This window comes from Pseudomonas sp. PvP100, from assembly GCF_017833055.1.
Classification (GTDB): Bacteria; Pseudomonadota; Gammaproteobacteria; order Pseudomonadales; family Pseudomonadaceae; genus Aquipseudomonas; species Aquipseudomonas syringae.
In genome coordinates, this window is sequence record NZ_JAFIBO010000001.1 from 5,414,037 (window position 1) to 5,427,591 (window position 13,555).

Annotated in this window: 12 protein-coding genes; 3 read left to right on the top strand and 9 right to left on the bottom strand. The window is 58.1% G+C overall.

All coding sequences use genetic code 11. The annotated features are described in order from the left end of the window. Window position 1: 1 nt before the first annotated feature. The 6 genes from JOE39_RS23420 to JOE39_RS23445 form a co-directional block, all read right to left on the bottom strand. Window positions 2-757, bottom strand: coding sequence for a glutamine amidotransferase (locus JOE39_RS23420; RefSeq protein ID WP_046235462.1), 756 nt, complete (start codon window positions 755-757; stop codon window positions 2-4). After that, entirely contained in the window at window positions 754-1,869 is a 1,116-nt protein-coding gene (locus JOE39_RS23425) for a phosphotriesterase-related protein (RefSeq protein WP_210078218.1), read from the bottom strand. Before JOE39_RS23425 ends, JOE39_RS23420 begins: the two co-directional genes overlap by 4 nt. Further along, complete coding sequence (locus JOE39_RS23430; protein ID WP_004415063.1) at window positions 1,866-2,885, bottom strand: ABC transporter permease; 1,020 nt, start codon at window positions 2,883-2,885, stop codon at window positions 1,866-1,868. Before JOE39_RS23430 ends, JOE39_RS23425 begins: the two co-directional genes overlap by 4 nt. Before the next feature lie 14 nt (window positions 2,886-2,899). After that, window positions 2,900-3,676: an ATP-binding cassette domain-containing protein gene (locus JOE39_RS23435; protein WP_003392736.1), complete on the bottom strand. Its 777-nt coding sequence runs from the start codon at window positions 3,674-3,676 to the stop codon at window positions 2,900-2,902. 10 nt (window positions 3,677-3,686) lie between these two features. Continuing rightward, window positions 3,687-4,631, bottom strand: a complete 945-nt coding sequence (locus JOE39_RS23440) for a substrate-binding domain-containing protein (protein WP_074908996.1) — start codon at window positions 4,629-4,631, stop codon at window positions 3,687-3,689. A 258-nt stretch (window positions 4,632-4,889) separates the two neighbouring features. Further along, entirely contained in the window at window positions 4,890-5,903 is a 1,014-nt protein-coding gene (locus JOE39_RS23445) for a LacI family DNA-binding transcriptional regulator (RefSeq protein WP_003392734.1), read from the bottom strand. Between the two features lie 706 nt (window positions 5,904-6,609). Here JOE39_RS23445 and JOE39_RS23450 point away from each other — a divergent pair. From JOE39_RS23450 to JOE39_RS23460, 3 genes are all read left to right on the top strand, one after another. Beyond that, window positions 6,610-8,718 (top strand): NUDIX hydrolase, encoded by a 2,109-nt coding sequence (locus tag JOE39_RS23450; protein WP_210078216.1) that lies wholly within the window; start codon window positions 6,610-6,612, stop codon window positions 8,716-8,718. Between the two features lie 103 nt (window positions 8,719-8,821). Further along, a complete protein-coding gene (locus JOE39_RS26595) occupies window positions 8,822-10,105 on the top strand; it encodes a cellulase family glycosylhydrolase (RefSeq protein ID WP_122220595.1) in 1,284 nt (427 codons plus the stop codon). Window positions 10,106-10,270: 165 nt separating this feature from the next. Beyond that, on the top strand, window positions 10,271-11,074 hold the full coding sequence (locus tag JOE39_RS23460) for a type III effector (RefSeq protein ID WP_024960611.1): 804 nt from the start codon (window positions 10,271-10,273) through the stop codon (window positions 11,072-11,074). Between the two features lie 100 nt (window positions 11,075-11,174). On the opposite strand, the gene JOE39_RS23465 is transcribed toward JOE39_RS23460, so the two are convergent. From JOE39_RS23465 to JOE39_RS23475, 3 genes are read right to left on the bottom strand one after another with little or no spacing between them, the layout of a single operon-like run. After that, a complete protein-coding gene (locus JOE39_RS23465) occupies window positions 11,175-12,251 on the bottom strand; it encodes a chemotaxis response regulator protein-glutamate methylesterase (protein ID WP_003423093.1) in 1,077 nt (358 codons plus the stop codon). Next, window positions 12,214-12,747, bottom strand: a complete 534-nt coding sequence (cheD, locus tag JOE39_RS23470; RefSeq protein ID WP_024683886.1) for a chemoreceptor glutamine deamidase CheD — start codon at window positions 12,745-12,747, stop codon at window positions 12,214-12,216. Before cheD ends, JOE39_RS23465 begins: the two co-directional genes overlap by 38 nt. Further along, the gene (locus JOE39_RS23475) at window positions 12,744-13,553 is read right to left on the bottom strand and encodes a CheR family methyltransferase (protein ID WP_024662176.1); all 810 of its coding nucleotides are present in this window, start codon (window positions 13,551-13,553) and stop codon (window positions 12,744-12,746) included. Before JOE39_RS23475 ends, cheD begins: the two co-directional genes overlap by 4 nt. Between the last annotated feature and the right edge of the window lie 2 nt (window positions 13,554-13,555).

The window sequence follows — 13,555 nt, forward strand, 5'->3', positions numbered from 1 at the left end:
GTCAGGTGCGGCGAGTCAGCCAGTCGAGGCTGTTGATCCAGAAGCGGCGATAGCCTTCCCAGTCGAGAAACGCTTCCGGCAGCCAGTGTTCGGAAAGGTCGCTGGTCCACGCCAGAGTGCGTCCGGCACCGACCTCACGCGCGGCGAGCAGCGGGTGCTGAGAGCCTTCGACGGTGGCCAGCAATTGAGCTTCGGGATGTAATTCAACTTCGTTGTAGCCAAGCAGGTACGGCCATTCGCCGCCCAGGCCTTGCAGTATCGGGTGACCACTGTTGATCTGCGGCAGAAAGCCTTCCGGCACTTCGACACGATCGTCGTAAGGCAGGCAGCGCACGGGCAAGACTTCCTCGACAGGCGTTCCGCGGTAGCGTGCGCCGCCGTTGATGCCTTGAAAGCTGAAGTAGCCGCCGACCATCATCAATGCGCCGCCCTGCAAAACGTACTCGCGAAGGGCTTTGAGCCGGTTGGGTGTACGCTTGCCACGCAGCCAGGTGTCCGGGTGCAGCAGCAGGGTATTGGCACCGATGTCGGAGAGGATCACCGCCTGATACTGACTGAGTGCTTCAACCGTGGCCGGAAAGTCGGTCTGGGCCTGATCGGCGCACATTTGAGTGATCTGATAGTCGCTGTCTGCCATCTCCGCGAGCAAACGCCGTGCGCCATTGTGCGCAGTGACGCTGTCGAACTGATCGAAGCCTTTGATGTGGGTTGACGTGCTGACCCATGATTCGCCAGCCAGCAATACGGACTGTTTCATGACGTTGCATTCCTCTGCGATGAAAAAGGAGCCTGGAAGCCGCGCTGAAAGACCCGGCGCGGGTTGTCGATCAAAAGGTTTTCGAGTTGTTCACCGGTAACGCCATGACGGCGCAGGCGCGGGACAAAGTGTTTCAGCAGGTAGCCATAACCATGACCGCCGTAACGAGTCAGCATGGTTTTCAGAAAGACGTCCTGAGACAACAGCACTTGCGCGCCGAAACCGTGCTCGATCAGGGCGACGATGGCCCGCGCGTTTTCCTCATCGCTGGGCGACTGCGCGTGCTCGTCGGCGAAGTAGTAACCCATGCCGATCATGTCGTATTCCAGAAACGCGCCGCGTGCTGCCAGCGCATGCTGATAGGCGGGGTCGCTGTGGCTCGGGTTCATGTGGCACAGCACTGTGTGGCGCAGGTCGGCGCCTTCTGCCTCAACGATGTCCAGTACCCGGTGGCCGAGACGCTCCCAGCCAGGCAGATGCACCGAGAGCGGCACGCCGGTCGCGGCACTTGCACGGGCTGCGGCGCGCAGTGATTTCTCTTCGTCAGCCGTGAACGCGGCGGAAACGCCTATCTCGCCGATCAGGCCGGCAATCACCTCGGGCTTCTCTTCACCACCGCCCACGTCATGAATGATCTGCTCCGCCAGTTGTTCCACCGAGCGTTCGTGCACGTAATGCGGGTGCGAGGGTTCCAGATAGAAACCGGCACCCATGATGATATTCAGGCCGGTCATACGGGAAATCCGCTGCAAGGCCTGCGGGTCGCGGCCGATGCCCAGATTGGTCGGATCGACCACCGTTTCCCCGCCCAGCGCCCGGTACTTCAGCAGTTCTTCGCACGCGAGGTCGACATCGAACAGCTGACAATTGTCGCGGCTGACCAACGGGTTCATGTGCAGCTCGCCGAGCAGTTCGATGCTTACCGGGCGCTCGGCCAGGTGCCGTTCGCCGCAGCAACTGGGTGCGACCCATTTGCCCGAAGCGTCGAGCAGAATGTGTTCGTGCATCAGGGTGACGCCAAGACGCTCGACCGGCACTGGCCCCAGCACGGTCATGGCATGGCCGCTGTCGACGCCAAGGGGCAGGGGTGAAGGATGACGAAACAGGCTCATGCTCCAGCCCTCCCGAGTGGGCGGCCGGTACGTAGAATGCGCGTGTTCAGCCAGATCGCCAGCAGTACGATCAGGCCCGTGGCGATTTGCGTGTAAAACGGTGAGACGTGGGCCAGAATCAGCCCGTTCTTGATTGCAGCCATGGTGAGCACCCCTAACAGTGTGCCGACAATCGTGCCGAAGCCACCGAACAGGCTGGTGCTGCCGAGGACCACGGCGGCAATCACTTCCAGTTCGAAACCTTCGCCCTGATTCGAGGAGCCACTGCCCAGCCTGGCCGTGACGATCATGCCGGCCAGGGCGGCCGCCATGCCACTGAGCATGTAGACCCGCAGCAATACTCCGCGATGATTCACCCCGGCGCGGCGCACGCTTTCAGCGTTGGCACCGATGCCCGTGAGGTAGCGGCCAAAGCGCATTTTGCCGAGCACCAGCACCCCGCCCAGTGTGACCAGCAAGGCCAGCCAGGCAGTCAGCGGCACGCCGAGAAACCAGCCGCGACCCAGGGCCAGAAATGCCGTTTCCTCGCGTGGAACGGGGATCGAATAGCCTTGCGTCAGCAGCATCGCCAGGCCACGAATAATGGTCAGGGTGGCCAGGGTGACGATAAAGGCCGGGATGCCCGCGTAGGCGATGAAGTAGCCGTTCAGCGCCCCGATCATCGCGCCCACAGCGAGTCCGCCGAGCAGAACCAGCGGCCAGGGCAGGTGCCAGGCGTTGAGCGCCATGGCCGCCAGCGCACCGACCAGCGCCAGGGTCGAGCCGACCGACAGGTCGATGCCGCCGGTAGTGACCACCAGCGTCATCGCCACCGCGACAATCAGCAACGGTGCGTTTTGCCGGATAACGTTGAGCAGGTTGGCGCCGCTTAAAAAGTTATCGGTCACCAGCGCGAACAGCACAAAGCACAGGGCGAAAAACAGGCCGATGCTGACCACGCCGGGAAAGTCGTGCAGCAGGCGCTTGAACAGCGACTGCGGCAGAATGCGTTGGCGCGTGAGATCGAGCGTTTTCATGGCGTCATATCCTTTCAGGCGCTAGCGGAGCGGGCAGTGAATTTATGCCCGACGATGAGTTCGACGACCTCGTTAAGGTCGGTGTCGGCGATCCTTCGCTCGGCCAGATTGGCGCCGTCATACATCACCATGAGGCGGTCGCAGACCAGAAACAGGTCCTGCAACCTGTGGGTGATCAGAATCACGCTGACGCCCTGGCGGCTGATGGTACGAATCAACTCCAAAACCGCTTCGACTTCGGCTACCGCGAGGGCAGCGGTGGGCTCGTCCATGATCAGAACCTTAGGCCCGAAGGCTGCCGCACGGGCAATCGCAACGGCCTGGCGCTGGCCACCGGAAAGGTGTCGTACCTGCGCGCGGGTATCCGGAATGGTGATGCCCAATGCTTCGAGAATCTGCCGAGCTTCGTGGTGCATGCGCGTCTCATCGAGCAACGGCACGCCGAGCACGCGGCGCATCGGTTCGCGGCCCATGAAGAGGTTTCCGGCCACATCGACGGTGTCACACAGCGACAGGTCCTGATACACCATCTGGATATGGCAGCGCTGCGCATCTGCCGGGCCGCTGAAACTGACTTCCTCGCCATCGATGACGATTCGTCCGCTGGTCGGTAACTCCGCACCTGACAGAATCTTGGTCAGCGTGGATTTGCCTGCGCCGTTGTCGCCCACCAGCCCCAGCACTTCACCGGGCTGCAACAGCAGATCGACACCGCGTAACGAGGCTATCGAGCCGTAGTGTTTGGTGATGGCACTCATCTGTACCCGAGGCACTTCGCCAGGCGTCTGCATGCTGAGCCCCTTATTTGAATTCGGCGCGATAGGCTGCCAGGTTGGCTTTGGTCACCAGCGTGACGGGAATACTCTGTTCGCGAGCCACGGTCTTTCCGGACAACAGCGCCAGTGCCGACTCCACCGCCGTCTTGCCCATGGCCTGCGTGTTCTGTTGCACCACCACCGCGACAGAGCCGTCATCCAGACCCTGCACTGCCTGAGAGGACAGGTCCCACCCGAAAATCCTGACCCGCTCGCCGGCACCTTGCGACACGCTCGCGGCAACCGAGCCAATCAGGGCGGGTTCGCCAGTGGCATAAATGATCTGCAGATCAGGGTTGGCGGTCAGCAGGTTTTCCGCCGCCGCCTGGGCGGTGTCCTGCACATTGTTACCGTCGACGGTATTGACGATCTTCGCCTGGCTGGCGGTCTTTGCCAGACCCTCGCGGAAGCCGTCCAGACGCAGATTCTGCACATAGGAGCCGAGGGCTCCGACCACGCCGATGCTGGCCTGGCCCGCCAGTTCGCGGTTGATGTATTCGCCGGTGTACTGGCCGATCTGTCGGGCTGCCTCGCGGTTATCCACGCCGACCTGCACGGCATTGTCACCATTGATCACAGCATCGATTGCCACCACCGGGATTCCCGCCTGCGCGGCTGCGGTGACTGCCGGCTTGATACCGTTGACGTCGATGGCGCAGACCAGAATCGCGTCGACCTTGTCCTGAATATAGGCCTCGATGGCGTCGTTCTGGGCTGACGGATTGTCGTTGGCGTTGAACACCACCAGCTCTGCTCCGGCAGCTTTCGCCGCCGCCTGTGCGCCTTGGGTAATCTGGGTGAAATACAGCGCCTGTTGGTTGACCTGTACCAGAGCCAGACGTTTGCCGGTCTGGGCCTGAATGATGGGTGACAACGCCAAGGCCAAAACAACGCCGAGGGTCAGGGTGAAACGCTTGCTCAAACGCAGCATTGCCATCCTCCTAGCCTGATTGCCGGTGTGGCAAATCAGATCGGTAAACCGGTTTACCAGTCGTCTCAAAAAAAAGACAAATGAGCTTTGTCTTCAGGTTTAAGAACTGGAGAAAGCAGATTGTGTGCCATTTTTTTCGTGACGCCTTCCAGTGACCATACATCCTTGATGCGCCACAGTTTTCCGCAATCATCGGCTTTTCAGGAGGCAAACGGCAGTGCACTGATTTAATGCCGGGTGTTACTGGTTGCCCCGCAATCAGTCACTGCGCGTTGCTACCGTACCCCGGCAGACCAGCTCTACGGGTACGCGCACGACGTCCTGCGCACAGTCGCCGCCGGTCATTCGCTGCAGCAATTGCGCCACACCGAGACGGCCAAGCTCTCTAGAGGATTGGCGGATGGTACACAGCGGCGGGGTCAGCAGGCTGGCGTAGACGGCGTCGTCGAAACCCACCAGCGACATGGCATCGGGCACGCTGATATTGCGCTCACGCAGGACATCGAGCACGCCCAGGGCGATGAAGTCACTGGCGGCGAAAATCGCCTCCGGAGGATGGGGCAGGGCGAGTAGCTGAGCGGTTGCGATACGCCCGAACTCACGGCTGTAATCCCCAAAGCACAGGTATTCCGGCACTTCTGCGATGCCCGCCAGCGCCAGCGCCTCCCGGTAGCCTGCATAACGTTCGCGGGCACTCATCAAGGCCGACGGCCCGGACACATGAGCGATGCGTCGATGTCCATGGCGGAGCAGATAGTCCGTCGCCAGTCGACCGCCCTGATGGTTGTCGGCGAAGACTTTGGGCTGCGACGTGCCGGGAACATCTTCGTCGAGCAGAATGATATTGCGGTAGCTCATCAGCTGGCTGGCCAGCGTGCCGTCATCCGGGCGGTTGCTGACCAGTAGCAAGCCATCGACGTTACGTGAATCCAGCCAACGCACAAAAGTGCTTTCGCGTTCAAGCAGGTTGCGGGTGACACACAGCACCAGGTTGTAACCATGTGCGGACGCCTCTTCCTCGGCCGCGTCTGCCAGCTCGGCAAAAAACGGGTTGGCGATGTCCGGCAGCACCAGACCAATGGTCTCACTGCCGCCTTTGCTCAGGCGCCGGGCCAGACTGTTGCCCCGGTAGTCCAGCGCCTTGATCGCCGTATCGATACGCTTCGCGGTCTCCGGCGGCAGGCTGATGCTTCGGTTCAGATAGCGCGACACCGCAGCCTTGGAAAGACCTGCATGGTTGGCAACATCCTTGAGCGTTACGGGTCTGGTCATAGCGGTCGGCTTTGATGCCTGAAAAACGAAGCATTGAAGTGATGTGCCGGTATCTTCTCATGCGTACCCGAACAGCCCGACGATTTTCTCTGCGGGTTGCGTCGAAAAAATCCATGTGGGGCGTTGGTCCGCCAGCTACCGTTGACTTTTTGCACGTTTGCGACACGCTCTGCTGAAGCGAATGTGTGCCGTCTTGAGCTGTTGGTACGTAACTAACTATGGCTCATTATTTATATGTTGTCGTATGACGTATGTCTGATCACTTCACATACTACGGTCACGCAAGTAGTCCAGGTATTCCTTGCATTGGCTTTAAGACATTCGCCACGAATGTAGATCACTTACAGTGATAGCTCTCCATTAAAGAAGCCCCTCTTGTGTGCTTAATGGAACCGCATAGCACACTGCGACACTCAGTTACTCAATTTTCCAATAAATGCGGGCGATGAGTGTTTGCGATGAATGCCATTCAGCCAATTATAAGCGCTGCTTATTTTCAATATTCTCTCGGTGATAGCAACTGGCTGCTTTCTGGGGTCTCTTCATTATCAGCAGGCTTTATCCATGATTGGATCAACCCGAAAAGTGGCTATGTGCCTTGTGAGTATCGGCTGATGGCGTTCGAGTCTGATAACAGTCCTGATGCCTGTAACTCCAAGGACGAATGTTCATCGCGTGCCCCAAGACGAACGCTCAGGAGGGCTTAATGATAAATCCCGTAAAACACAACTTCAGTCACCTTGGGTTTTCAAACGCTCAAAGTACCTCGGCACTGGGGCCTGCCAGTAATAAAGTGCCCAACTTTGTTTCGCGAGGGCGAGGCAAGGGAGTTCCAGTGGAGGAATTCAATACTGCCGAAGAGTGTCGTTTGGCGGGTCGGCAGGACAGCGTACTGGATTCGATAGACGGCAAAGAGTTCATGCGACTGCTGCAGAAGTACACGGCCTCTGAAACAACCGAAGAAGAATTTGCGGACCTGAGAGCCTCCATACCGCGCTACTCCATTGAGTTGGCCAAGTCGGATCATCCTAAAGTGCTTTATCGGGGGATATCTCTGGATGATGAGGCGGCGTCGCTTTTACTGAATACCTCCAAGGGTTACCGCAGTCGCGAAATAGCCCATGGTCTTATTCACGGCCTGCGCGTGGTTAAAGGCGTTTACACCGCGACCGGGGTGGCCAGCGCCTCGACAGTGTCAGCTGTTTCGCAAGGCTTTGCGCTGGTGAACGCGAACAGGAAAAAAGAAACACCGGTTCTTTTTGTACTGAAAGCGATGCCTGCCGTTCCCGCGCTCAACCACAGTGGTGCAAAGGGTGTGACACTCAGTGAGAGCCGGTTGCCGTTATCGGTGGCCAGCAAGAGTGAACATGAAGTCATTCTGGATATCACCAACCGGTACGAAATTACGCAGGCTCGCCGGAGCGGTGAGTTCATTGTCGTCGACATGACTGTTTTAGGGCGGTCCAAGAGGGGAGGTGAATTCGCCCTCGTCGAGACTGATAAATGGAAACAACTCTCTGGCGCCAAGGGCTCTAATCCAGGTGGATTGTTTCAAGCGCCCAATGGCGTTAAGTGGTATGTAAAAACCAACCCGTCTGCCAATAGGCTTCGAAACGAGGTGCTTGCCTCCAGGCTGTACCGTGCCGCAGGAATCGATGTTCCTGACATAGAACTGGCGTCCCGCAAAGGCAAGCCCGCACTGATTTCAAAACTGATAGTAGGGAACCCCAAAGACCTCGATACGCTGGCGAAAAATAGCCAGTTGAAGTGCGGCTTCGCGGTGGATGCCTGGCTGGCGAACTGGGATGTCATCGGTCTGACGGGGGACAATGTCATCTTCAATCACCGTAACAAACCTGTGCGCATCGACCTTGGCGGTGCGCTGGTATTCCGCGCCCAAGGGGAGCACAAGGGTAATCAGTTCGGTACCACGCCCATGGAGCTGGTTACGATGCTGTCTCGTGAAGACAATTCGTCCAGTCTTGCCTTCCGGAAAATCGAGCGTCATGACATCCGCGAGGGTATTGCAGCGATAGAAAAAATACCGGACGCGCGTATTGCAGCACTTTGCGCAGAACACGGCCCTGGCAATCACAGCGAACGCATTGAGCTCGGTAAAAGACTGATCAGTCGGAAGAAGTGGCTGGTCGATATGAAGCAGACGCTTCCTTATATTCATCGCCAAAAGAACGAGCGCGGCAATGTTGTCACTGTTAAAAACCCCACGTCTCCCAGCGCTTTGGATACGTGGCGTGATCGATACGCAACAGCCGTTTTTGTACCCCACAGCGCTGTCCGTGGCAGCATGAACAACCTGCCTTTCAGATCATTTACACCCCCGAACACGATGGATGGCTGGCGCCGATTTACAACCCGGGCGGTCAACTTCACAGAGCCGGAATTTAAGCGTTCTCCGCACCTTGCTCCCGCCAGTGGAGCGATCATTTTTGAGCCCGACGGCAGGGTATGGATCACCGAGCCGACCAATCACCCGTTCGGCGCAACGCACGCTTTTCCCAAGGGAAAGCAGGAAGCCGGTCTGAACTTGAGGACCAATGCGCTCAAGGAAGTCTACGAAGAGACGGGGCTTCTGGTGGAATTCCACGGCTTTATCGGTGACTACGACCGAACAACATCCCGTACTCGTTATTACCTTGCCAAACGCATAGATGGCACACCGTCCGATATGGGTTTTGAATCTCAAAGCGTCAAGCTGGCAAACATTACCGAGGCCAAAAGACTGCTACCCAACGCCCTGGATATTGCCATCTTGCGAGACGCCGAACGGGCTTATCTAAAGGGTCCTTTCAAATGAATTTCATCTGCTTGAACGCGGAAAGACGATAAAGGATTTCTGAAGTCCTGCACAAAAACCCGTTCACCCAAACGCGTTACCTCCACAAAAAAGGAGTAATGAAATGAGCATGAATACCTCTGTAAGCAACAACAGCCCGGGGTGGTCGCCTGTCTCATCGGGCAACCAGGCTCCGAGTCCGGACTATTCAGGTAAATCGTCGAGCAATGCCGTGCACTTTCTTCCTCCGGAAAGTACCCAGCGCTCGCCGAACACGGTGAGTTGGGGGAATGGCGCGCCGACAACCGCCACCACCGTGAATGGACAAGCAGGAGGGGGCGATCAAAGTGACTTGATCGAGGCGTTGACGACGCTGATTCAGGCGCTGCTGAAACGCTTGCTCGGTGATTCTTTCGCAAGTAACTCTTCTGCAAATAACCCTTCCGAGAACCCGTCCCCTGCTTCGTCCGGGCCAGGTCGGGCTTCTGCTTCTCCCGGCGGTGCTGCCAGTTCGACGCCAGACTCAGGACTGTCTGAGCAGCCAAATCAAGCCCAACCGTTCAATAACACTGGCTTGGGTTCTCATGGCGGCGCGAATACGGTTCCTGACCGGATTGCGTCTCCTGAGGCAGCGCAAAAAATGGTCGAGGACGTGAAAAATGCCGGAGGGGAAACACTTCGCATCCAGATGACCCATGACCAGATCAATGACCCGGCGCAAATGGCCAAACTCAAGGCGATGGTCGATGCCGGCGACAAACAAGGGGTCAAGATTCAGTTTACGTTTCGTGACAACGCCAATGGCGGTGGTGGCAATGTCTTGTCCGGCGACAAGCTCAAACAAGCCGCCGACGATGTCAAAAACGTGGTTTCTGCCCTTGGACACCATCCGAGTTTTGTACTCGATACGTTCAATGAGGGCGGCAAGAGTGCCACTCAAGGTTGGGCCGATATGCAGAGCACGTTGATCAAGTCAGCCCGCGACGCAGGTTACAAAGGCGACATCGTGGTGGAGGACAGCAATTGGGGTGGTGGTCTGACCGCCGGCGGGGAAAGCGGACTGGTCAAATACGCTGATCAGTTGAAAGCCGCCAACGGCAGCAACAACCCTGGCCTGATCGGCAGTATCCATGAGTACGCCAGCGGTGCCGATGCCTCCTCACGTTTGTCATCGGAGATCAAGGCGCTTACGAGCGCGGGCTTCAAGCCGCAAATCGGTGAAGTCGGTAACGCCAACTGGACCGGAGGCGGTAACTTCGAACAGCGCGACGGCGCCAACCAGGCCGTGAAGGACAACATGGGCGCCCTGAAAGCGGCCGGCGCCGATGTGCTGCCATGGATGGACCAGTTCGAGAACGGCAAGATCAAACACGATGTCGGTTTCTCGAAAGGCGATCAGTTTTCCTGATCCTGTTTCATGGAACCTGATTTGTCTGTTGACCACTCAGCGGGCAGCTATCTGTGAGGTCGACAACGACCAGTGCAGAGCGGCGAGTTGGAGAGGTTGCACAGATGCTGCGCTGTCTGCGCAACCCCCTGTTTTCATGACCGATAAGTAGCAGGTATAAAAGCTATGCCTATCAACAGACCCGCCTTCAATTTAAAACTCAATACGGCCATTGCCCAGCCGACTTTGAAGAAGGATGCAGGTGCGGAATTGCGCCGTTTGAATCAGAGCGAAGTGCGTGCCAACACACAGACACGTTTTGCCGTTAATCACCGTGCCCCCACTTATGACGTCGCGCAAAGCGCGCTGGGTGAAAATCACGGTGGCTGGACTGCCGCCAATCATTTCAAGATGACGGGGTCTGAGGTCTTCATCCATATGGATCGCCTGGAGCCGAACTGCAAGGGGGAGTTTGCCGGAGACAAGATCCACCTCAGCGTTGCACCTGAGGATGTACCGGATGCATTCAATGCGATAGGCAAAATACTGCAGGCGAGCGACAGCCCGGTTGACTCGTGGAAAGTGACTGACATGAAATGCCTGCAAGCAGAGATGCCGGCGGCAAAGCAGCGCGTGGCGCTGGGCGCTCAGTTCACGATCTACGCCAAGCCCGACCGTGAAGACAACACCTACAGCCCAGAGTACATGGGCAAAATGAGGGGGATGATCAGCAGTATCGAACAGGAGCTGAGCGCCGCCGGTGTAAGGCAGAGCAGCCATCGCCCGGACTCCGATGTCTCCCCGGGGCACTGGAGCTATGCGTCTTATCGCAATGAGCATAAAAGCAACAGATCAGGGACTTCCAATCAGCACAGGAACCTGGAGGCCGAGCCTTTTTTCCAGTTGGTCTCATTCTCTGACGGGGCTTCAGGGTCATCCAGGTCCAGCGCTGACCATCAGGCCTTGCTGCCGCCGCCGTGGGCCCGGTAAGGCTGTTTTTCTGAGCACTGCCTTTGCCGTGCGCCCGGGGTTTCTGTCGTGAAACGTGAGTGTCGAAAGAAACGCTGGCTGCACGGCGACAGCTTCGGGTTCACCGGTGCAGGATCGCTTGATGAATCTCCTGCAGCGGAATGATCCGCTGCGCCGCGTTCAGTTTGATCGCTTCCTTGGGCATGCCGAACACCACGCAGCTGGCTTCGTCCTGAGCCACTGTCGCGCTGCCGGCGTCGAGCATTTCCTTGAGCCCGCGTGCGCCGTCGTCGCCCATGCCGGTCATGATGATGCCGGTGGCGTTCTTGCCGGCGAATTTGGCCACCGAACGGAACAGCACGTCCACCGAAGGACGATGGCGGTTGACCAGCGGGCCGTCGATGACCTGGACGTGGTAGTAGGCGCCGCTGCGCGTGACCATCATGTGTTTGCCGCCGGGGGCGATCAACGCGAGGCCGGGCAGGATGCGGTCGTTGTTTCTGGCCTCGCGCACCTCGATCTGACTCAGGCTGTTCAGGCGTTCGGCGAACGATGCGGTGAACTTCTCCGGCATGTGCTGGACGATGACCATGCCCGGGCACACGCGAGGCAGGGCCGTAAGCACCGCTTCGAGTGCCTGTGTACCGCCTGTCGAGGTGCCGATGGCAACGATGCGTTCAGTGGTCTGCGCCATGGCATGGCCGCTGGCAGCCGGCAGAATGGCATCGGCGGTCAGTTTGCTGGCCGGGGTCAGCACCGGGGCGGCGGTGCGCTTGCCGAGGTTTCTGACGTTGGAGTTGGCTGCTGCGCGTACTGCGGCAACCAGCTCGGCAGCCGAATCGATGAGGAAGTTCTTCAGGCCGGTGGTGGGCTTGGTGATGATTTCCACCGCCCCGGCAGACAGCGCCTGCAATGAGGTTTCCGCGCCTTTCTGAGTCAGCGACGAGCAGATCACCACCGGTGTCGGCCGCTCGCTCATGATCTTCTTGAGAAAGGTGATGCCGTCCATGCGTGGCATTTCCACGTCCAGCACAATGACGTCCGGCCATTCCTGAGCGAGCTTGCTCATGGCGAATATCGGGTCTGACGCCGCACCCATGACATGAATGTCGGGGGTATCGTTGAGAATGGCCACCAGTACCTGACGAACTACAGCCGAATCATCGACCAGCAGTACGCTGATTTTTTTGTTTGGCATCTTTTTCCATTGCTTCCATTGGTTGGTGCCTGACCCATACGTTTCCGTCCCACAGGTCGAAGATGATGCTGCGATGGCCGGTGCTGCCCAGGTCCTGAGCCATCAGTTTCAGACGGTTTTGTTCGGCCAGCGCAAGTGCCGCGTGAACGTTGCTGTCAGCGACGTTCTGCATGTGCAGGTCATGGCGATGAGCAGGAAACATTTCGCCACCGCCGAACAGCTTGACCTGATATTCCTCGGGCAGGGTGCCATTGGCCAGTGCATGGCGAATGAGTATTTCCATCGCCTCGTCAGCGTACCTGCCGTCCAGTGGCTGATGCCGGCGTATGCGCCCGGGCAGCATGAAGTGGCACATGCCGCCAATACGCCGCCACGGGTGCCAGAAGGTAATCGCCACGCATGAACCCAGCAACGTGCGCAGGCGGGTCGGCCGGGTCTGAAAGACCACTTCGCCAGGCCCGAGTACTATTTCGGCGACACCCACAGGCGTGTTCATGGTTTGCGGTAAATCGAAGGGGAGACCATTTTCAACATGTCATTTATACCGTTCAGGCTTTCTGAGTGGCTGATGATGAAATAGCCTCCTGGCTTGAGACGCGGAATTAACCGCGCGACCACTTTGCTTTTGGTTTCCTGATCGAAATAGATCATCACGTTGCGCAGGAAAATGACGTCGAACTCGCCCAGATCCGGCAGGGTGTCATTGAGATTGACCTGCACGAAACTGACCCGGCTGCGCAACGACTTATCGATCAGAAAGGTCCCTTCCTGGCGACCTATGCCTTTCAGACAGTATTTGAACAGCAAAGGTTGCGGCAACGTTTCGGTACGCTCCAGGGGGTAGTGACCGCTGCGCGCTTTGCTCAGCACGCGAGTGCTGATGTCCGAACCGACCACTTCCCAAGGGGTGGTGCCCAGTTGTTCGGCCAGAGTCATGGCCAGGCTGTAGGGCTCTTCGCCAGACGAACTGGCGGCGCTCCAGATGCGGAACATTTTGCCGGGTGTCACCTTGGTCAGCACCTGCTGACGCAGAAAATCGAAGTGCTTGGGTTCGCGGAAGAAGTACGTTTCGTTGGTGGTCAGCAGGTCCAGCGCCACTTGCAGCTCGCCGTTGCGCTGATCGTTCATGATCAGCTTGAAATACTCGCCATAGTTGTCCAGCTCGTAATGCTTGAGACGCTTGAACAGACGGCCGGCGACCAGCGCTTTCTTGGCCAGCGTCAGTTTGATGCCCGCAGCGTTGTACAGCCAGTTCTGGAACTGGCCGAATTCTCGATCGGTGAGCGACGCTGTATCAGGCATGT